Below are 19246 nucleotides of genomic sequence, written 5' to 3' on the forward strand. Positions count from 1 at the left end.
ATGATGCGTGGGAGGCCTTCTTCCATGCTCGATACGGAAATCTCCGAACTTTTCTCGCCCGATGGCCCGCTGGCCGCCGCCTCGCCGTCCTACCGCGTGCGCACCCCGCAGATCGAACTGGCGCAGGCCATCGCCCGCACCCTGTCGCGGCGCGGCACCCTGGTGGCCGAGGCCGGCACCGGCATCGGCAAGACCTGGGCCTACCTGGTGCCGGCCTTTCTGGGCGGCGGCAAGGTGCTGATCTCCACCGGCACGCGCGCCCTGCAGGACCAGCTGTTCGGGCGCGACCTGCCGCGCGTGCGCGCGGCGCTGTCGGTGCCCGTGACGGCGGCCCTGCTCAAGGGGCGCGGCAACTACGTCTGCCACTACCACCTGGAGCGGCTGCGCGAGGACGAGCGGGCGCTCAAGTCGCGCAGCGAGATCGGGCAGCTGCGCAAGATCGAGCTGTTCGCCCGGGAGTCCCGTACCGGCGACCGTGCCGACCTGGCCGGCGTGCCCGAAGAGGCCGACATCTGGCAGCGTGTCACCTCCACGCGCGAGAACTGCCTGGGGCAGGATTGCCCGCGGGTACGCGACTGCTTCGTGCTCAAGGCCCGGCGCCAGGCGCAGGAGGCCGACGTGGTGGTGGTCAACCACGCGCTGTTCCTGGCCGACCTGATGCTGCGCGAAGAGGGCGTCACCGACCTGCTGCCGCAGGCCGACACGGTCATTTTCGACGAAGCGCATCAATTGCCAGACACCGCCACCCGCTTCCTGGGCACTTCGGTTTCCACCCACCAGCTGCTGGACCTGGCCCGCAACGCCGAAGCCGCCGGGCTGGCGCATGCGCGCGAGGCCTGCAACTGGGCCGACGCCTCGCGCCGGCTGGAGACCGCGGCGCGCGAATTGCGCCTGGCGTGCGCGCCGATAGAACGGATGCCCGGGCGCAAGCTGACTTTCGAAGCCCTGGCTCAGGGCGGGTTGCAGGCCGTCGAAGGCGCGCTGCAAGACGTGCAGCAGGCGCTCGATGCCTTGCAGCAAGCCCTGGCCGCCTCGGCCGAGCGCCATCCGGATATCCTGGCCGCGGCGCGCGGCGCCGGCGAACTGCTGCAGCGCGTGCAGCGCTGGCGCCAGCCCCAGGCCGAGCCCGCGCCGGTGGCGGTGCCGCCGGCCAGCCTTGCCGATCCAACGCAGCCCGGGCAGGCCGGCCTGGCCGCGCGCGAGTCGGTGGCGGCGGCCGCGTTGGCCGAGGGCGCCGCCGTGCGCTGGATAGAGATGAGCGCGCACCACCTGCGGCTGCACGCCGCGCCCTTGTCGGTGGCGCAGGCCTTCTCGCGCCTGCGTCCGGCGGGCCAGGCCTGGGTGCTGACCTCGGCAACGCTATCGGTGCACAACGACTTCTATCACTTCACTTCGCAGCTGGGGCTGACCGACGCCCAGGCCATGCGCTGGGAATCGCCGTTCTCCTATGCCGAGCAGGGCTTGCTGTTCGTGCCGCGCGATCTGCCGCTGCCCCAGTCGCCGCAGTTCGCCGAGCGCTTCGTGGCGCAGCTGCTGCCCTTGATCGAGGCCAGTCCGGGCGGCGCGCTGGTGCTGTGCACCACGCTGCGGGCGGTCGAGCGGGTGGCCGAGCTGCTGCAAGAGGCATTCGAGGCGCGCGGCTGGAACTGGCCGCTGCTGCGCCAGGGGCAGGCGCCGCGGCGCGAGTTGCTCGAGCAGTTCCGCAAGCTGGAGCATCCGGTGCTGGTGGGCAGCGCCAGCTTCTGGGAAGGCATAGACCTGCCCGGCGATGCGCTCACGCTGGTGGCCATCGACAAGCTGCCTTTCGCACCCCCCGACGACCCGGTCATCGAGGCGCGCATCCGCGCCTGCCGTGAACGCGGCGGCAACCCCTTTGCCGAATACCAGCTGCCCGAAGCGGCCATCGCCCTGAAGCAGGGCGCCGGGCGCTTGATCCGGACCGAATCGGATTGGGGCGTGCTGATGGTGGGCGACACGCGCCTGGTGGACAAGCCCTATGGCAAGCAGCTCTGGCGCGGGCTGCCGCCCTTTGCTCGCACCCGCGAGCAGGCCGAGGCGCTGGCGTTCTATGCGCGGCGGACCGCGACCGGCGTGTCCCAGGCCGAGCAGGCCGCTAGTTGAACCAGCCGAACGGGTCGTACCAGGCCGACGGGCCCTTGTAGCCCTCGGCCACGAACCGGCTGTTGGGGTAGTTGGCTTGCAGCACCCGGCGGGCGTCGTCGCGCAGGTCGGTCATGCCCAGCCTGTCGTAGGCCAGGGTCAGGATGTAGAGCGCCTCTTCGGCGGCCGGCGCGCCCTCGAAGTCGGTGATGACCGTCTGGGCGCGGTTGATGGCGGCCACGTAGGCGTCGCGCTGGTAGTAGTAGCGCGCCACGTGCACTTCGTTCATGGCGATGGTGTTGACCAGCCAGGTCAGGCGCGCCCGCGCATCGTCGGCGTAGCGGCTGTCGGGATAGCGCTGCAGCAGTTCGTTGAAGGCGTCGTAGGATTGGCGCAGGCCCTTGGGGTCGCGCTCGGCCGGGTCCTGGCGGGTGACGCTGGACATGAAGGCGCTGGGCGGCGTGAAGTTGACCAGCCCCTTCAGGTAGAGCATGTAGTCGTTGCCGGGGTGGTTGGGGTATTGCTGCTGGAAGCGTGCGATCGCGGCCAGCGCCTGCTCGGGCTCGTTGTCGCGCCAGTTGACGTAGGCCAGGTCCACCAGGGCCTGCTGGGCATAGACGCCGAAGGGATAGCGCGCCTCGACCGAGGTGAGCCGGGTGCGGGCGGCGGACCAGTTGCCGGCGCTGATCTCGGCCTTGGCATCCTGATAGAGCTGTTCGGCCGTCCAGTTCGCGGTCTCGTCGTAATCGGCGCTGCGCGTGCCGCAAGCGGCCATCAGCAGGCAGAGCGCGGCGACGAGCAGCACCCGCAGGGCCGATCCCGCGGTCGGGGCGGAAATTGCGGGGACAGAAGAGTGGCGCATCAGACTGGTTTCCTTGGTGTTAGCATGCCAAGCCGATTATATGATTTGTGCCCATGCTCCACACAGCCGATTCCGCGCAGGGGTTTTCCGACGACGAGCCGCAGGTCCTGACCGTTCCGCCCCAGGCGCGCGCCGACCGGCTCGACAAGGTGCTGGCGGCCCTGCTTCCCGAGCATTCGCGCAGCCGCCTGCAGGGCTGGATAGAGGCCGGCCACGTGCTGGTCGATGGCCGCCCCGGCAAGGTCAGGCAGGCGGTCGGGCCCGGCGCGGTACTGACGGTGTTCGAGCAGCCCGCCCCCGAGGCCGGGGCCTTCGTGCCCGAGCCCGTGCCCTTCGAGGTGCTGGGCGAAAGCCCCGACTGGATCGTGGTGGACAAGCCGGCCGGGCTGGTGACCCACCCGGGGGCCGGCAATTGGCGCGGCACGCTGCTCAATGGGCTGCTGTACCGCTATCCCGAGCTTGCCCAGGTCGCGCGCGCGGGCATCGTGCATCGCCTGGACAAGGAAACCTCCGGCCTGCTGGTGGTGGCGCGCAACGAGAAGGCCCAGACCCACCTGGTGCGCCAGCTTCAGGCCCGCACCGTCAGCCGGCGCTACCTGGCCCTGGCGCAGGGCAGGCCGCCCGAGGCCGGCACGGTCGACCGGCCGGTGGGGCGTGATGCCCGCATCCCCGTGCGCATGAGCGTGGACCGGCCGCTCGCGCCCAAGCCGGCCGTCACGCACTATGCCTGCCTGCGCCGCGGGGTGGTCCAAGGCCAGCCGGTGGCCGAGGTCGAATGCCGCCTGGAGACCGGCCGCACGCACCAGATCCGCGTGCACATGGCCGGCATCGGGCACCCCCTGCTGGGCGACGAGCTGTATGGCGGCAAGGCGCTGGGCGGGGCGGGGCGGCAGATGCTGCACGCGCGCCGGCTGGCTTTCGAGGATCCCGGCGGCGGGCCGCCCGTCTCGTTCGAGGCCCCGGTGCCGGACGACATCCGGCAAGTGATGGAGCAGATCGCATGGCAGAGCTAGTTTCCGCCGCCCGGCAGCAGGCCCTGGCCCGGCTCGATCCGGTATCCGGCCCCGACTGGCCCGGGGTGCGCAGCTTTTGCACCACCCGGGCGGGCGGCGTCAGCCAGGGGCCCTATGCCAGCCTGAACCTGGGCGTGAAGGCTGGCGACGATCCCGGCGCGGTGGCCGAGAACCGCCGGCGCCTGCGCCAGGCGCTGCCCGGCGAGCCGCTATGGCTTGCGCAGGTGCATGGGGCGCGCGTGCTCGATGCCGACGGTCCCATCGAGGACCGGCAGGCCGATGCCGCCGTCACGGCCGTGCCGGACCGGGTGCTGGCCGTCATGTCCGCCGATTGCCTGCCCGTGGTGATCTGCGATGCGCAGGCGCGCGTGCTGGGCGCTGCCCATGCCGGCTGGCGCGGCCTGGCGGCGGGCGTGCTGGAGAACACCGTGGCGGCCTTGCGCCGGCGACAGCCCGGTGCGCAGCACTGGCGGGCCTGGGTAGGCCCGGGCATCGGCCCGCAGGCTTTCGAGGTGGGCGAGGAGGTGCGCCAGGCCTTTCTCGACACGCAGGCGCAGGCCGAGGCGGCGTTCTTTCCCGCGCGCGCGCCGGGCAAGTGGTGGGCCGACCTGTATGCGCTGGCGCGCATGCGGCTGGCGGCCGCCGGGGTCCAGGAAATCCACATCGCCCAGCGCTGCACCGCCAGCGAGCCGCAGGTCTTTTTCTCGCACCGCCGCGACCGCGGCGTGACCGGCCGGCAGGCGGTGCTGGCCTGGCTCACCGGCACGGGTGCGGGTTAGCCCTGAAGGCTGCGGATTGACAGCGCCAAGGCTGCGATGCACCATGCCTTGGGAGACAAGGCGCGCAAAGGCGGCGCGCTTTTCCCAGCCCAGCAAGCCGCATAACAAGGTGTTGTCGTGAAAGCCCCGTATCCTGCCGCATGGACGGCCAGCGCCGTGGCGCCGCAGGCCCTGGCCGAGATCCAGGCCGAGTTTTCCCGCGAATGGAGCCGCGTGGTCGCCGAGGCGGGCAGGCAGGCCCTCACGCCCCCCGCCGACCGCCGCTTCCAGGGCGAGGCCTGGGCCGGCAGCCCGCAGCACCTGCTCATGGCGCACCTGTACCTGGTCGCCGCCCGTTCGCTTGCGCGGCTGGTCGATGCCGCAGACGTGCCGGCCGCGCTGCGCGAACGCCTGCGCTTTTCGGTGATGCAATGGATCGACGCCATGGCGCCGTCCAACTTCCTGGCTTTTAATCCCGAGGCCCAGCAAAGGCTGGTGCAGTCCAGCGGCGAGGTGCTGCAGGCGGGGATCGAGAACCTGCTGCGCGACCTGCGGCGCGGCCGCATCCTGCAGTCGGACGAGTCCCGCTTCGAAGTGGGCGTGAACCTGGCCGTCACCCCGGGCAGCGTGGTCTACGAGAACCCGCTGTTCCAGCTGATCCAGTACGAGCCGGCCACGCCGACGGTGCATGCGCGTCCGCTGGTCATGGTTCCGCCGTGCATCAACAAGTACTACATCCTGGACCTGCAGCCCGAGAACTCCTTCGTGCGCCATGCCGTCGGGCAGGGCTTTACCGTCTTCATGATCTCGTGGCGCAACCCCTTGCCTGGCGACAAGGACGGGGTGGACCGCGCGACCTGGGACGACTATATCGACCACGCGGTGCTGCGTGCGCTCGATGTGGCCAGCGAGATCTGCGGCCAGCCGCAGGTCAACGCGCTGGGCTTTTGCGTGGGCGGCACCATGCTGGCCTCGGCGCTGGCGCTGGCGCACGCACGCGGACGCCGGCCGGTGGCCGCGCTCACGCTGCTGACCGCCATGCTGGATTTCCGCCAGACCGGCGTGCTGGATGTGTTCGTGGACGAGGCCCACGCGGCGCTGCGCGACCAGCTGCTGGGCGCCGGCGGGCTGATGTCCGCGCTGGAGCTGGCCAACACCTTTGCCTTCCTGCGGCCCAACGAGCTGGTCTGGAACTACGTGGTGGGCAATTACCTGAAGGGCGAGACGCCTCCGCCGTTCGACCTGCTGTACTGGAACGCCGACAGCACCAACCTGCCGGGCCCGTTCTTCGCCTGGTATTTCCGCAATACCTACCTGGAGAACAACCTGCAGCAGCCGGGCCGCATCAAGGTCGGCGGCGTGCCGCTGGACCTGACGCGGCTGGACATGCCGGCCTACCTGTTCGGCTCGCGCGAGGACCATATCGTGCCCTGGACCACCGCCTACGCCTCGAGCGCCGTGCTGCGCGGGCCCTGCCGCTTCGTGCTGGGCGCCTCGGGGCACGTGGCGGGGGTGATCAATCCGCCTGCGCGCGGGCGGCGCAGCCATTGGGTCTGGCCCGGGCAGGCGCGGCGCCTGCCCGGCGACCCGCATGCCTGGCTGGCGCAGGCGCAGGAGCAGCCGGGCAGTTGGTGGAACGACTGGTCGCAGTGGCTGGCCGCCCATTCGGGCCGCAGGCTGCGCAAGCACAGGACGCCGGGCAGCGCCCGCTATCCGGCGATCGAGGCGGCGCCAGGCCGCTACGTGAAAGTGCGGGCGGTCTGACGGACCGGTTGCACTCTGGTATGGTTGACACATTTACCGGCCGGCCTGGTCTTCAAGCCGCGCGGCGCATTCGAACGGGAGACAGACAGGTATGAGCGGCAAACTAGCTTACGTGACCGGCGGCATGGGCGGCATCGGCACCACCATCTGCCAACGGCTGGCCAAGGAAGGTTTTCGCGTGGTGGCGGGCTGCGGACCCAGCCGCAACTTCAAGCAGTGGCTCGATGAGCAGAAGGCGCTGGGCTACGAGTTCCATGCCTCGGTGGGCAATGTCGCCGACTGGGATTCCACCCAGGCCGCCTTCGACAAGGTCAAGCGCGAGCATGGCGAGGTCGACGTGCTGGTCAACAACGCCGGCATCACCCGCGACGGCGTGTTCCGCAAGATGACGCTGGACGACTGGCGCGCGGTGATCGACACCAACCTGAACTCGCTGTTCAACGTGACCAAGCAGGTCATCGACGGCATGGTCGACCGGCAGTGGGGCCGCATCATCAACATCAGCTCGGTCAACGGCCAGAAAGGCCAGTTCGGCCAGACCAACTATTCCACCGCCAAGGCCGGCATCCACGGCTTTACCATGGCGCTGGCCCAGGAGGTGGCCAGCAAGGGCGTCACGGTCAATACCGTTTCGCCGGGCTATATCGGCACCGACATGGTGCGTGCGATCCGCTCGGACGTGCTGGACAAGATCGTCAACACCATACCGGTCAAGCGGCTGGGCACCCCCGAGGAAATCGCCTCCATCGTGGCCTGGCTGGCCTCGGACGATGCGGGCTTTGCCACCGGAGCGGACTTCTCGCTCAACGGCGGCCTGCACATGGGCTGAGCGGAGAACATGTCCATGAAACAAAACCCGGCAAGCGACGCCCGACTGATCAAGAAATACCCCAACCGGCGCCTGTACGACACGCGCACCAGCACCTACATCACGCTGGCCGACGTCAAGCAGCTGGTGCTGGCCCACGAGGCCTTCCAGGTCGTGGACGCCAAGACCTCGGAGGACCTGACGCGCAGCATCCTGCTGCAGATCATCCTGGAAGAGGAAAGCGGCGGCGTGCCGATGTTCTCCTCGAACATGCTGGCGCAGATCATCCGTTTCTACGGCCATGCGCTGCAGGGCATGATGGGCTCCTACCTGGAGAAGAACCTGCAGGCCTTCATGGAAATCCAGGAGCGCATGACCGAGCACTCCAAGGGGCTGTACGGCCAGCAGTTCGGCCCCGAGGCCTGGGCCCAGTTCATGAACGTGCAGACCCCGATGATGCAGAACATGATGAACAGCTACATCGAGCAGAGCAAGAACCTGTTCGTGCAGATGCAGGACCAGATGCAGGACCAGACCCGCTCCATGTTCTCGAACTTCCCCTTCGGCCCCGGACAGGGGCCCGGCACGCGCAACAAAGGCTGATACGTTTTTTTTGCTTTTCACTGTGTGGAAAGGCGTGCCGGTCTGGTAAAGTAAAGCGCAGCGCAGCACGCGCACCAGCCGCCGGGCCCCGTGTGGGCGCCCGGGGCGACGCCCGCTAAAACCAAAACCCATCAACCCTGCCGTCGCGATCCTGCTGTTACCGGGAGATCGCCGCTCGGGTGTCGGCCTGCAAGCCAGGCCCGGTCTTGGCGGGCGGCCGGGCTGGCGCCTGCCGACGCGTCCCTGCCAACGAACCTGCGCGCTGTCCTGGCGGCGCGCCGCTTCCAGGAGAAAAGTCTGTCCAAGCATGCCGATCCTTACCCGTGGCGCCTGCCCAGCGCCTGCCAGCCGGCCCGCATCGCCGGCCGACCTCATGACCTGGCGCTGCGCCGGATCATGAGGCCGTCCATGAGCGTTGCGGCCGCCGTTCCTGCCGGAGCCCGTCCATGAACGAATGGTCGCTGCTCTGGATACTGGGCCTGCCCTTTGCCGGCTGCCTGGTGGCCGCGCTGATGCGGCCCAACGCCCGCAACGCCGAAGCCTGGCTGGCCGGCCTGATCGCACTGGCCGGGCTGGTGCAGGTCGCGCTGCTGTATCCGCGCGTGGCCGACGGCGGCGTCGTGGCCTTGTCGCTGCCCTGGATACCCGCGCTGGGGCTGACCTTCTCGCTGCGCATGGACGGCTTCTCCTGGATGTTCGCCATGCTGATCACCGGCATCGGCACGCTGGTGGTCATGTATGCGCGCTACTACATGTCGCCGCAGGATCCGGTGCCGCGCTTCTTCTCCTTCTTCCTGGCCTTCATGGGCGCCATGATGGGCGTGGTGCTGTCGGGCAACCTGATCCAGCTGGCCCTGTTCTGGGAGCTGACCAGCCTGGCCTCGTTCATGCTGATCGCCTATTGGCATCACCGGGTCGATGCGCGGCAGGGCGCGCGCATGGCCCTGACGGTCACTGCCGCCGGGGGCCTGTGCCTGCTGGCCGGCGTGCTGCTCATCGGCCATATCGTGGGCAGCTACGACCTGGACGAGGTGCTGGGCTCGGGCGAGCTGATCCGCAACCATCCCGCCTATGCGGCGGTGCTGGTGCTGGTGGCCCTGGGCGCGCTGACCAAAAGCGCCCAGTTTCCCTTCCATTTCTGGCTGCCGCACGCCATGGCCGCGCCCACGCCTGTCTCGGCCTACCTGCATTCGGCCACCATGGTCAAGGCTGGCGTGTTCCTGCTGACGCGGCTCTCGCCAGTGCTGGATGGCACCGAGCTGTGGTTCTGGGTCGTCGGCGGCCCGGGGCTGTGCACGCTGGTGCTGGGCGCCTACGCGGCGATCTTCCAGCAGGATCTCAAGGGCGTGCTGGCCTACTCGACCATCAGCCACCTGGGCCTGATCACCCTGCTGCTGGGGATGAACAGCGACCTGGCGACGCTGGCGGCGATCTTCCACATCCTCAATCACGCGATCTTCAAGGCTTCGCTGTTCATGGCCGCCGGCATCATCGACCACGAAACCGGCACCCGCGACATGCGCAGGCTCAGCGGCCTATACCGGGCCATGCCGATCACGGCGACCCTGGCCATGGTGGCCAGCGCCTCGATGGCGGGCGTGCCGCTGCTCAACGGCTTCCTGTCCAAGGAAATGTTCTTCGCCGAAACGGTCTACACCACCTCGGGCTCGATGTGGACCCAGATCGGGCTGCCGGTGGCGGCCACGGTGGCCGGCGCCTTCAGCGTGATCTATTCGCTGCGCTTCATCCACCAGGTCTTTTTTGGCCCGCTGGCCACCGACCTGCCGCGCGAGCCCCACGAGGCCCCGCGCTGGATGCGTTTCCCCATCGAATTCCTGGTGCTGCTGTGCCTGGTGGTGGGCGTGGTGCCGGGCCTGACGGTCAGCGGCGTGCTGGGCGCGGCCGGACTGTCGGTGCTGGGCGATCGCCTGCCCGAATTCAGCCTGTCGGTCTGGCACGGCGTGAACCTGCCGCTGATCATGAGCCTGCTGGCGCTGGCCGGCGGCGTGATCGGCTACTACACCCTGCGGCGCAACCTCAAGATGGGCCAGCTCGACGGCACGCCGCTGATCTACCGCTTCGACGGCAAGCGCACCTTCGAATGGTTCCAGGAGGCCCTGGCCACGGGCGCCGAGTGGCTCACCCGCACCGTCAATTCCGAACGCCTGCAGGTGCAGATGCTGGCCCTGGTCTGCGTGGTGCTGGCCATGGGCGCGCTGGCGCTGTGGGGGCAGGGCGCCGGCTCGCCGGGGCAGGTGGTTTCCGCCTTCGATCCCTGGTTCGCCTTGCTGTGGCTGCTGGGCGGCGTATGCGCGATCGCCTCGGCCTACCAGGCCAAGTACCACCGCCTGGCCGCCATGGTGCTGATGGGCGGGGCGGGCCTGGTCACCTGCCTGACCTTCGCCTGGCTGTCGGCCCCCGACCTGGCCTTGACCCAGCTGGGCGTGGAGATCGTCACCCTGGTGCTGATCCTGCTGGGCTTGCGCTGGCTGCCCAAGCGCCTGCCCATGGCCGAGACCTCGCTGCGCGCCCGGCTGCGCCGCGGCCGCGACCTGCTGATCGCCGGGGGCGCGGGCGCGGGCATCGCCTGGCTGTCCTATGCCGTGTTCACGCGCCAGGCGCCCGACAGCATCGCGCCGTTCTTCCTGGAGCGCGCGCTGCCCGAAGGCGAAGGCCGGAACGTGGTCAACGTCATCCTGGTGGATTTCCGCGGTTTCGACACCCTGGGCGAGATCGGCGTGCTCGGCATCGTGGCGCTGACCGTCTATGCCTTGCTGCGGCGCTTCCGCCCCGCGCCCGAAAGCATGGACCTGCCGCACCAGCAGCGCGATCCGCATGCCTATGCCAGCAGCCGCGAAAGCGGCGAGCTGCCCGATGGCTACCTGCGGGTGCCGGCGGTGCTGGTGCGCCTGCTGCTGCCGGTGGCGGCGCTGGCTTCCGTGTTCTTCCTGCTGCGCGGGCACAACCAGCCCGGCGGCGGCTTCGTGGGCGGATTGGTGATGGCCATGGCGGTGATCCTGCAATACATGGTCGGCGGCACCGCCTGGGTCGAATCGCGCATGCGCCTGCATCCGCAACATTGGGTAGGGCTGGGCATCCTGATCGCCGCCCTGACCGGGGCGGCATCCTGGCTGGCCGGGCAGCCCTACATGGACAGCCTGTCCTACCACGGCTACCTGCCGCTGCTGGGCGAGATCCACCTGGGCAGCGCGCTGTTCTTCGACATAGGGGTATACATGCTCGTGGTAGGGGCCACCGTGCTCATCCTGGTGGCGCTGGCCCACCAGTCGGCGCGCAGCCACCGCAAGGCCGGCGACGGGGGGGCAGGCTGATGGAGCTGATTCTTGCCCTGGCCATCGGCGTCATGGCCGGCTCCGGCGTCTGGCTGCTGCTGCGCCCGCGCACCTTCCAGTTCATCATGGGCCTGTCGCTGGTGTCCTACGCGGTGAACCTGTTCATCTTCGGCATGGGGCGGCTCAAGACGGACATGCCCCCGCTCATCGTGGACGGGGTGCCCACCGACCTGGCCCACTATACCGATCCGCTGCCGCAAGCCCTGGTGCTGACCGCGATCGTCATCGGCTTTGCCATGATGGCGCTGTTCCTGGTCGTGCTGCTGGCCTCGCGCGGCCTGACCGGCACCGATCACGTGGATGGCAAGGAGTCCGAGTCGTGAACTTCCTGCTGAACCATCTTCCCATCCTGCCCATCGTGCTGCCGCTGGTCACCGGCGCGGCCATGCTGCTGCTGGGCGATTCGCACCGTACCGCGCGCACCGTGCTCAACCTGGTGGCCACCACCTTGCTGCTGGCGGTCTCGCTGCTGCTGCTGGGCCAGGTCAGCGGCGAGACGGGCGTGCGCAGCCTGGTGTACCTGCCGGCGAACTGGCCCGCGCCCTTCGGCATCGTCCTGGTGGCCGACCGGCTGGCCGTGCTGATGCTGGTCCTGGTGGCCGTCCTGGGGCTGGCCTGCCTGGTGGCCTCGCTCTCGCGCTGGGACCGCGTGGGGGTGCATTTCCACCCGCTGCTGCAGTTCCAGCTGATGGGCCTGAACGGCGCTTTCCTGACGGGCGACCTGTTCAACCTGTTCGTGTTCTTCGAGATCCTGCTGGCCTCTTCCTACGGCCTGCTGCTGCATGGCTCGGGCGTGGCGCGGGTGCGCTCGGGCCTGCACTATATCGCCGTCAACCTGGTCGGCGCCTTCCTGTTCCTGATCGGCGTGAGCCTGATCTACGGGGCGGCGGGCACGCTGAACATGGCCGACCTGGCAGTGCGCATGCCGGCCATCGCCGGTCCGGAGCGCGCCTTGCTGCATGCCGGCCTGGCGGTGCTGGGCTGCGCCTTCCTCATCAAGGCCGCCGTCTGGCCCCTGAACTTCTGGCTGGTGGCCGCCTATACCTCGGCCACGCCGCCGGTGGCAGCGCTGTTTGCCATCATGACCAAGGTCGGCATCTATGCGGTGCTGCGGCTGAGCTCGCTGCTCTCGGGCGAGGGCGCCAGCCAGGTGCTGGCCAGCGACTGGCTGTTCGCCGGCGGGCTGCTCACGCTGATGCTGGGCTCGGCCGGCCTGCTAGGCGCGCAGGAGCTGCGGCGCCAGGCCGCCTACAGCGTGCTGGTGTCCTCCGGCACGCTGCTGGCGGCCATCGGGCTGGGCAGCACGGCGGCGCTGGGGCCGGCGCTGTACTACCTCATCACGTCCACCCTGGCGGTCTCGATCTTCTTTTTGCTGATCGACCTGATCGAACGCAACCGGCCGTTCGGCGCCAACATGCTGGCGATCAGCCTGGAAGCCTTCGGCCTGGACGATCCGGTGGACCCTGACCGCCCGGACGAAGTGGTCGGCGTGGCGCTGCCCGCGGTCATGGCCATCCTGGGCGTGGGTTTCGTGGTCTGCGCGCTGCTGATCACGGGGCTGCCGCCGCTGTCGGGCTTCGTGGCCAAGTTCGGCCTGCTGTCGGCTTCGCTGCAAGGCGGGCAGGGCGCCGCCGTGCCCGCCACCGGCTGGCTCATGATGGCCGGGCTGCTGCTGTCGGGGCTGGCCGGCGTGCTGGCGCTGGCGCGCTCGGGCATCCGTACCTTCTGGGCGGTCGAGCGCAACGTGCTCAAGCTCGGCCTGCTCGATGCCGCGCCGGTATTCGCGCTGGTGCTGTGCTGCGTGGCGCTGACCATCTGGGCCGAGCCGGTGCTGGTCTACCTGAACCAGACCGCGCAGGCCCTGCACGCGCCGCAAGGCTATATCGATGCCGTGCTCGGCCAAGGAGGCGGGCGATGAAATCCTTCAAATCCCGCTGGTTCCCGTCGCTGCCGCTGTCGGCGTTCCTGCTGGTGCTGTGGCTGCTGATGAACGACAGCACTTCGCCCGGATACGTTGCCCTGGGGCTGGCGCTGGCCTGGTTCGGGCCGGTGGCTGCCGACCGGCTGCGCCCGCTCAAGGCCCGCGCGCGGCTCACGCCGGCCATCCTCAGGCTGTTGGGCAACGTGCTGGTCGATAACGTGCGCTCGAACATTGCCGTGGCCTGCGTCATACTAGGCAGGGACGAGCGGCGCCAGCATTCCGGGTTCATCCAGGTGCCCCTGGACTTGCGCGATCCGCACGGCCTGGCGGTGCTGGCCGCGGTGGTCACCTCGATCCCAGGCACCGTCTTTGCCGGACTGAAGGCCGACGGCAGCGAGCTGACGCTGCACGTGCTCAGCCTCAAGGACGAGGCCGAATGGATCCGTATCGTCAAGACGCGCTACGAGCGCCCGCTTCGGGAGATCTACGAATGAACGCCATCGTACCGCTGGCGGCCGGCTTCGCCAGCCTTTGTTTTCTGCTGGGCATGGCTTGCACCACCGTGCGCATGCTGCGCGGCCCCACCGCCCAGGACCGCGTGCTGGCGCTGGACGCTTTCTACATCAACGGCATGCTGCTGGTGCTCGCCCAGGGCATACGGCTGGGCACCGCGGTGTATTTCGAGGTGGCCGTGCTGATCGCCCTGTTCGGTTTCGTGGGCTCGGTGGCGATGGCCAAGTTCCTGCTGCGCGGGGAGGTCATCGAGCCATGAGCGCCCAGGTCGAAACCCTGCCGCTGTGGCTCGCCATCCCGGTGGCGCTGTTGCTGGTGGCCGGCGGCCTGCTGGCGCTGATCGGCTCGTTCGGGCTGGTGCGCCTGTCCAACTTCTACCAGCGCATCCATGCGCCCACGCTGGGCGCGACGCTGGGCTGCGGCTGCGTGCTGATCGCCTCCATGATCTATTTCACCGCCACCTCCGGCCGGCCGGTGATCCACGAACTGCTGATCACCTGCTTCATCGTGCTGACGGCGCCGCTGAGCGCCATGCTGCTGATCAAGGTCGGCTTGTACCGCTCGGGCAGGGAACAGCGCCTGGAGCGCAGGGCGCCTGGCTCGGAGCAGACCGGCTACGACGATTCGCAGCAGCCGGACCAGGCCGAAAGCCCGGGGGAACGGATTGGCTGAGTATGCCTTCAGCCTGGTCAACGTGTTTGCCCGGGCGCCTTTCGGCGGCAACCCCTTGTGCGTGTTCGAGGATGCGCTGGGGCTGACCGAAAGCCAGATGCAATCGCTGGCCCGGCAGTTCAACCTGTCGGAGACCGTGTTCGTGCTGCCGCCAGAAGGCGGCGCCGACGCGCGGGTGCGCATCTTCACGCCGGGCATGGAGCTGCCTTTCGCCGGCCATCCCCTGATCGGCACCGCGCACGTGGTCAGCCGCCTGGCTGGCGGCGCCTCGCCGGTCACGCTGCAGACGCAGGCGGGCGCCGTCACCCTCGAGGCCGTGGGCGACGATTGGGTGTTCACGGCGCCAGTGCCCAGCGGCGGCCCGCGCATGAACCGGCCGCTGGCCAGCAATGCGGAGATCGCGGCCATGCTGGGCCTGCAGGTGGACGATCTGCTCGATCATCCGGTCTGGGTGGACACCGGCAACGAGCAGCTGCTGGTGCCGGTCAAGAACCCCGATATCGTGCGCCGGGCGCAGCCCAACGCCGCCTTGCTCGGCACGTGGCCGGCCAATGCCCGCGGGCGCAAGAATGCCTACGTGTTCTCGCCGCTTGAATCGGCCGGCCCCACGCGTTTCGGCAAGCGGGCCCTGGCGCGCTACTTCTTCTCGACAGTGACCGGCGGCATCGACGAGGATCCAGGCACCGGTTCGGCCTGCGCCAACCTGGGCGGCTGGCTGATCCTGACCGGCAAGGAAGTGCCTACCCATGTGAAGGTCGAGCAAGGCACCTTCGTAGGCCGGCCCTGCACCCTGCAGCTGGAGGTGCGTCCGGACGGGGCCATCCGGGTAGGGGGGCGGGTGATGCCGCTGGGGCAGGGCGTGGTCAACGTCTGAGCGCGCCGCAGCAGGCAAACGCCGCCGGGCCGCCGCGGTCCCCTGGCCGGTCCGGGGCGAAAAGCCAAAAGGCACTGCTTGCAGGCAGTGCCTTTTGACTTTCGGAAACGCCGGGTGTGCCGGGCGGCGGGGGTTCGGTGCGCGGCCGGGTCCGGCGTCCGGTCCGAACCGGGGTCAGCCCTTGACCTGCAGGTCGTTGTTCACGCGGCGCACGCCTTCGACTTCCTTGGCCACGCGCTCGGCGGCTTCCTTCTGCGCATCGGTCTCGACGGTGCCGGTCAGCGTGGTCACGCCATCGATGGTTTCCACGCCGATATCGAAGTTGCTCAGGTTGTCCTCGGCCACGATGGCCGCGCGGATCTTGGTCGTTACGACCGCATCGTCGACATATTCCCCGGCCGATTGCTGCTTGTCGGCCTCGTTGCCGGCCGCCAGGACGGCGGGAGCGGCCAGCGTGCCGGCTGCGCCCAGGGCCAGGGCTGCGAAGTATTTGCGTGCGGACATGTTTTTCCTCCTTCCGGGTGGCCGCCGGCAGGCGGCCGGGTCAAAGCTCGGGGCGCGAGGCGTGGGCCGCGCGCCAGGCACCTGGCGCCAGGCGGCTATTTCTTGCGCAGCGCGCCGCTGAGCAGCGACAGCACGGCCAGCACCAGGAAGATGAAGAACAGGATCTTGGCGATCGAGGCGGCGCCTGCCGCGATGCCTCCGAAGCCCAGGACCGCGGCGATCAGGGCGATGATGAAAAAGATGACGGCATAGTGCAGCATGATGCTTCTCCTTGTCTGCGGGTGCTTAGCGGTTGCGCTCGAAGAAGTCGTTGACTTCCTGCTCGGCTTGCTCGCGGGTCTTGCCGTAGCGCTCCTGGATCACGCCGGCCAGGCGCTCGGCATTGCCGTCGATGCGAGCCAGGTCGTCATCGGTGAGATTGCCCCACGCGATCTTGGCCTTGCCAGCCAGCTGCTTCCATTTGCCTGCCATGATGTCTTGGTTGATAGCCATGATGCACCTCGCTTTGTGCTGTGTTGGTTCCTCGCCGCCGGCCGTTGCCGCGCGGCGTTCCCGTTGGCATGGGGACACATTAATGCGCCGCCCCCAGAGCGTCAAAAGACTGTTGTGGGCAAATGTAATGGCCCGCGCAGCGCCGGCGTGGGCTGGGGGTTACATTCGAATAATGCTTGATGGGCTTTGAGCCGGCGGCGTAACACCTGTAGCCCACGGCTTTCGTATCGGCGCTGTTGGCAAACCTGCCTGCGCGTATCGGGTTGAAAAAAAGGCGCCATGAAACGGGGCCGCCCCCTAGTATTTCCAGGGTCGCAAGCTTGCTTGCTTACCCAGTGGGGGCTTCATGAAGAAACCGCCGATTCCTGCGGACGAAATTGAACGCCAGCGCGCGGTGGACGACCTGCTGCTGCGCGATGCCGCCCTGCGCGAGAGCCTGCAGCGGGTGGTCCAGGTGCTGCACATGACCTGCAAGCCGCGCATGGCGGCGTTGACCGTCATCGACGGCGACATGCAGCGCGTGATCAACCGCGTGGGCACGAGCCTGAGCGAAAGCTCGCGCGATATCGCCTTTTGCAGCCATGCCATTTTGTCCGACGAGATCATGGTGGTGCAGGATGCGCGCAACGACGAACGGTTCCACGACAATCCGATGGTGACCGCGGCGGTCGATCCGATCCGCCACTATGCCGGCGTGCCGATCCGCGGGCGCGGGGGCAAGCGCGTGGGCGTGCTGTGCATGATGGACAGCACGCCGCACGAACTGGCGGATGCTTCCCGGCAAATGCTGATCGAGCTGGGCGCCGTGGTGCAAGACCTGATACGCCTGCACGGCCAGACCCTCTACGATCCGCTGAGCGGGGCCTACCAGCGCAAGCTGCTCAAGCCCTTGCTGGGCCGCGAATGGCTGCGCGCCGATACGCGCGATGCCCCGCTCGCGCTGCTGGCGTTCAACCTGGATTGCTTTCGCGATTTCAACGAGCGCTACGGGTTCTCCGAGGGCGACCGCTGCCTGCAGGTGTGCGCGGGCCTGTTGCGCGATGCGCGGCGACAGGCCGGCGACGCGGTGATCCGCACCGGCGGCGAGGAGTTCCTCATGGTGCTGGCCGATGCCGACGCCGCGCAGGCGCTGCAGGTGGCCGAGGCCGTGCGCCTGCAACTGCACAAGGCCAAGCTCGCGCACGACGGCCGGCCGGCCGACCGGCTCACGGCGAGCATCGGCGTGCTTTCGCTCCAGCCCGGCCAGGACCGCGTCATGCCCGTGCAGGCCATGATGACCGTGGCCCAGGCCTTGGCGCACGCCAAGCGCAGCGGCAAGGATTGCATCGCCTCGGTCGCCCTGGGCGGCGCGCCGCAGGTGCACATCTGCGCCGAATACGAGCCGGATTGAGCCCACGCAAGGCATGGGTCCGGCCTTAGGCTACAATCGCCGGGTCTTTGGGGAGTAGCCTCCTTCCTTCCAGAGGGACCTGCGTCAACACACTTGTCCATTACGGGCATGGCGCAGGTGGTGCCCGTGCTTGGCGAGACCATCGACCGCGTTGCCTCCAGCTGGCCGGAGGGCGGCGCGGTCGTTTTGCGTCCGTCCGGCCGGAGTCATCTACGTGGAAGCTTTCCTGGTATCGACCGGAGTCGTGGCCCTGGCCGAGATGGGCGACAAGACCCAGCTCCTGTCCCTCATGCTGGCGGCCCGTTTTCGCCGCCCTCTGCCCATCATCCTGGGCATCCTCGTGGCTACCCTGGTCAATCATGCCTTTGCCGGCGCCATCGGCGCGTGGGTGACGCAGCGGCTGGGGCCGGACGTCATGCGCTGGGTGCTGGGCCTGTCTTTCCTCGTCATGGCTGTCTGGACCCTGATCCCTGACAAGCTCGACGCGCAAGGCGGCCAGGAGCACCGGCTGTTCGGCGTTTTCGGCACGACGGCAGTGGCCTTCTTCCTGGCCGAAATGGGAGACAAGACGCAGGTCGCCACCGTGGCGCTGGCCGCGCAGTATGCCGCCTTCGGCGCGGTGGTGGTGGGCACCACCCTGGGCATGATGCTGGCCAACGTGCCCGCGGTGCTGCTGGGCGAGCGGGTCACGCGCAAGGTGCCCATCGGGGCCATCCACGCGGTGGCCGCGGCGATCTTCCTGGTGCTGGGGCTGATGGCCCTGTTCGACGTGGGGAACCTCATATGAGCGGACAGGCCCTGCCAGCCGAGCTGCGCGCCGCGGCCCTGCATGCCTTGCAGCAGGACGATGCCCAGGCCAAGGTGGCGGCGGTGCAGCGCCTGGACAGCGGCGGCCTGGTCGATCCGCTGGCCGGCCTGCAGCCCAGCCGTCCCTTGCCCGGTCGTCCGGCGCGGCCCGAGCTGGTGGCGCCGGCCAAGGTGCGCCAGCGCTCGCTGGGCAGCGCCCAGGGCCGGGCCGCGCTGGTCCACGCCTTGGCGCACATCGAGTTCAATGCCATCAACCTGGCGCTGGACATCATGTGGCGTTTCGCGGGCATGCCGCCGGCCTTCTATCGCCAGTGGGCGACGGTCGCGGCCGAGGAGGCCATGCACTTCGGCCTGCTGTGCGGCCACTTGCGGACGCTGGGCCACGCGTATGGCGATTTCCCGGCCCATGACGGGCTTTGGGACATGGCCGAGAAAACGAGCGGCGACCTGCTGGCCCGGCTGGCGCTGGTGCCGCGCACCCTGGAGGCGCGCGGCCTGGACGCCTCGCCCTTGATCCGCGAGAAGCTGGCCCAGGCCGGCGATGCCGGCGGCGCGGCCATCCTGGACATCATCCTGCGCGACGAGATCGGCCACGTGGCCGTGGGCAACCACTGGTTCGGCCATCTGTGCCGCGAGCGCGGCGAGGATCCTGTCCTGGCCTATGCGCGCGTGGCGGCGCGCTACGATGCGCCAAGGCCCAAGGGGCCTTTCAACCTGCAGGCCCGGCGCGCCGCCGGTTTTACCGAAGCCGAACTGCAGTGGCTGCTGCAGGAGCAGGCCCGCGCGCCGGGCTGAACCGGCGCGCCCCTTGT

Annotated in this window: 20 protein-coding genes and 1 riboswitch; of the genes, 16 read left to right on the forward strand and 4 right to left on the reverse strand. The window is 69.0% G+C overall.

Features of this window, described 5'->3' with window-relative positions; genetic code table 11:
• The first annotated feature begins 24 nt into the window (after positions 1–24).
• Positions 25–2121, forward strand: a complete 2097-nt coding sequence (locus tag V8Z80_RS05930) for an ATP-dependent DNA helicase (RefSeq protein ID WP_336061346.1) — start codon at positions 25–27, stop codon at positions 2119–2121.
• Here V8Z80_RS05930 and V8Z80_RS05935 read toward each other — a convergent pair.
• Entirely contained in the window at positions 2114–2962 is an 849-nt protein-coding gene (locus V8Z80_RS05935; RefSeq protein ID WP_155195393.1) for an outer membrane protein assembly factor BamD, read from the reverse strand. The two genes, V8Z80_RS05930 and V8Z80_RS05935, sit on opposite strands and share 8 nt — an antisense overlap.
• A 53-nt stretch (positions 2963–3015) precedes the next feature.
• Between V8Z80_RS05935 and V8Z80_RS05940 the strand changes: the two genes are divergently transcribed.
• The 12 genes from V8Z80_RS05940 to V8Z80_RS05995 all read left to right on the forward strand — a co-directional run bounded on the left by V8Z80_RS05940 (position 3016) and on the right by V8Z80_RS05995 (position 15241).
• Entirely contained in the window at positions 3016–3975 is a 960-nt protein-coding gene (locus tag V8Z80_RS05940) for an RluA family pseudouridine synthase (RefSeq protein ID WP_336061347.1), read from the forward strand.
• Complete coding sequence (pgeF, locus tag V8Z80_RS05945; RefSeq protein ID WP_155195391.1) at positions 3963–4754, forward strand: peptidoglycan editing factor PgeF; 792 nt, start codon at positions 3963–3965, stop codon at positions 4752–4754. Before V8Z80_RS05940 ends, pgeF begins: the two co-directional genes overlap by 13 nt.
• A gap of 117 nt (positions 4755–4871) precedes the next feature.
• A complete protein-coding gene (locus V8Z80_RS05950) occupies positions 4872–6497 on the forward strand; it encodes a PHA/PHB synthase family protein (protein WP_336061348.1) in 1626 nt (541 codons plus the stop codon).
• 91 nt (positions 6498–6588) lie between these two features.
• Positions 6589–7326 (forward strand): 3-ketoacyl-ACP reductase, encoded by a 738-nt coding sequence (locus V8Z80_RS05955; protein ID WP_155195390.1) that lies wholly within the window; start codon positions 6589–6591, stop codon positions 7324–7326.
• 15 nt (positions 7327–7341) lie between these two features.
• Positions 7342–7908: a polyhydroxyalkanoate synthesis repressor PhaR gene (gene phaR / locus V8Z80_RS05960; RefSeq protein WP_155195412.1), complete on the forward strand. Its 567-nt coding sequence runs from the start codon at positions 7342–7344 to the stop codon at positions 7906–7908.
• A gap of 446 nt (positions 7909–8354) precedes the next feature.
• Complete coding sequence (locus V8Z80_RS05965) at positions 8355–11240, forward strand: monovalent cation/H+ antiporter subunit A (protein ID WP_336061349.1); 2886 nt, start codon at positions 8355–8357, stop codon at positions 11238–11240.
• Complete coding sequence (locus V8Z80_RS05970) at positions 11240–11584, forward strand: Na+/H+ antiporter subunit C (RefSeq protein ID WP_155195388.1); 345 nt, start codon at positions 11240–11242, stop codon at positions 11582–11584. Before V8Z80_RS05965 ends, V8Z80_RS05970 begins: the two co-directional genes overlap by 1 nt.
• Positions 11581–13179: a monovalent cation/H+ antiporter subunit D gene (locus tag V8Z80_RS05975; RefSeq protein WP_336061350.1), complete on the forward strand. Its 1599-nt coding sequence runs from the start codon at positions 11581–11583 to the stop codon at positions 13177–13179. Before V8Z80_RS05970 ends, V8Z80_RS05975 begins: the two co-directional genes overlap by 4 nt.
• Entirely contained in the window at positions 13176–13676 is a 501-nt protein-coding gene (locus tag V8Z80_RS05980) for a Na+/H+ antiporter subunit E (protein ID WP_155195387.1), read from the forward strand. The genes V8Z80_RS05975 and V8Z80_RS05980 overlap by 4 nt, the downstream gene beginning before the upstream one ends.
• Positions 13673–13954 (forward strand): K+/H+ antiporter subunit F, encoded by a 282-nt coding sequence (locus V8Z80_RS05985; protein ID WP_155195386.1) that lies wholly within the window; start codon positions 13673–13675, stop codon positions 13952–13954. Before V8Z80_RS05980 ends, V8Z80_RS05985 begins: the two co-directional genes overlap by 4 nt.
• Complete coding sequence (gene mnhG / locus V8Z80_RS05990; protein ID WP_155195385.1) at positions 13951–14367, forward strand: monovalent cation/H(+) antiporter subunit G; 417 nt, start codon at positions 13951–13953, stop codon at positions 14365–14367. The genes V8Z80_RS05985 and mnhG overlap by 4 nt, the downstream gene beginning before the upstream one ends.
• Positions 14360–15241 (forward strand): PhzF family phenazine biosynthesis protein, encoded by an 882-nt coding sequence (locus V8Z80_RS05995; protein WP_155195384.1) that lies wholly within the window; start codon positions 14360–14362, stop codon positions 15239–15241. The genes mnhG and V8Z80_RS05995 overlap by 8 nt, the downstream gene beginning before the upstream one ends.
• A 174-nt stretch (positions 15242–15415) precedes the next feature.
• On the opposite strand, the gene V8Z80_RS06000 is transcribed toward V8Z80_RS05995, so the two are convergent.
• The 3 genes from V8Z80_RS06000 to V8Z80_RS06010 all read right to left on the reverse strand — a co-directional run bounded on the left by V8Z80_RS06000 (position 15416) and on the right by V8Z80_RS06010 (position 16231).
• Positions 15416–15745, reverse strand: a complete 330-nt coding sequence (locus V8Z80_RS06000; protein WP_155195383.1) for a BON domain-containing protein — start codon at positions 15743–15745, stop codon at positions 15416–15418.
• Positions 15746–15840: 95 nt separating this feature from the next.
• The gene (locus tag V8Z80_RS06005) at positions 15841–16005 is read right to left on the reverse strand and encodes a DUF1328 domain-containing protein (protein ID WP_155195382.1); all 165 of its coding nucleotides are present in this window, start codon (positions 16003–16005) and stop codon (positions 15841–15843) included.
• A gap of 25 nt (positions 16006–16030) precedes the next feature.
• Positions 16031–16231 carry a CsbD family protein gene (locus V8Z80_RS06010; RefSeq protein ID WP_336061390.1) on the reverse strand — a complete coding sequence of 67 codons (201 nt, stop codon included), beginning with the start codon at positions 16229–16231 and terminating at the stop codon, positions 16031–16033.
• Positions 16232–16583: 352 nt separating this feature from the next.
• Here V8Z80_RS06010 and V8Z80_RS06015 point away from each other — a divergent pair, with 352 nt between their 5' ends.
• The 3 genes from V8Z80_RS06015 to V8Z80_RS06025 all read left to right on the forward strand — a co-directional run bounded on the left by V8Z80_RS06015 (position 16584) and on the right by V8Z80_RS06025 (position 19229).
• Positions 16584–17627: a sensor domain-containing diguanylate cyclase gene (locus tag V8Z80_RS06015; protein WP_155195380.1), complete on the forward strand. Its 1044-nt coding sequence runs from the start codon at positions 16584–16586 to the stop codon at positions 17625–17627.
• Between the two features lie 32 nt (positions 17628–17659).
• Positions 17660–17839: riboswitch (yybP-ykoY riboswitch) on the forward strand.
• Positions 17840–17841: 2 nt separating this feature from the next.
• Positions 17842–18414: a TMEM165/GDT1 family protein gene (locus V8Z80_RS06020; protein ID WP_336061351.1), complete on the forward strand. Its 573-nt coding sequence runs from the start codon at positions 17842–17844 to the stop codon at positions 18412–18414.
• Entirely contained in the window at positions 18411–19229 is an 819-nt protein-coding gene (locus V8Z80_RS06025) for a ferritin-like domain-containing protein (RefSeq protein WP_155195379.1), read from the forward strand. Before V8Z80_RS06020 ends, V8Z80_RS06025 begins: the two co-directional genes overlap by 4 nt.
• The last annotated feature ends 17 nt before the right edge of the window (positions 19230–19246 follow it).

The sequence above is a fragment of the Orrella sp. JC864 genome (genome assembly GCF_037026685.1).
Lineage (GTDB): Bacteria > Pseudomonadota > Gammaproteobacteria > Burkholderiales > Burkholderiaceae_B > Orrella.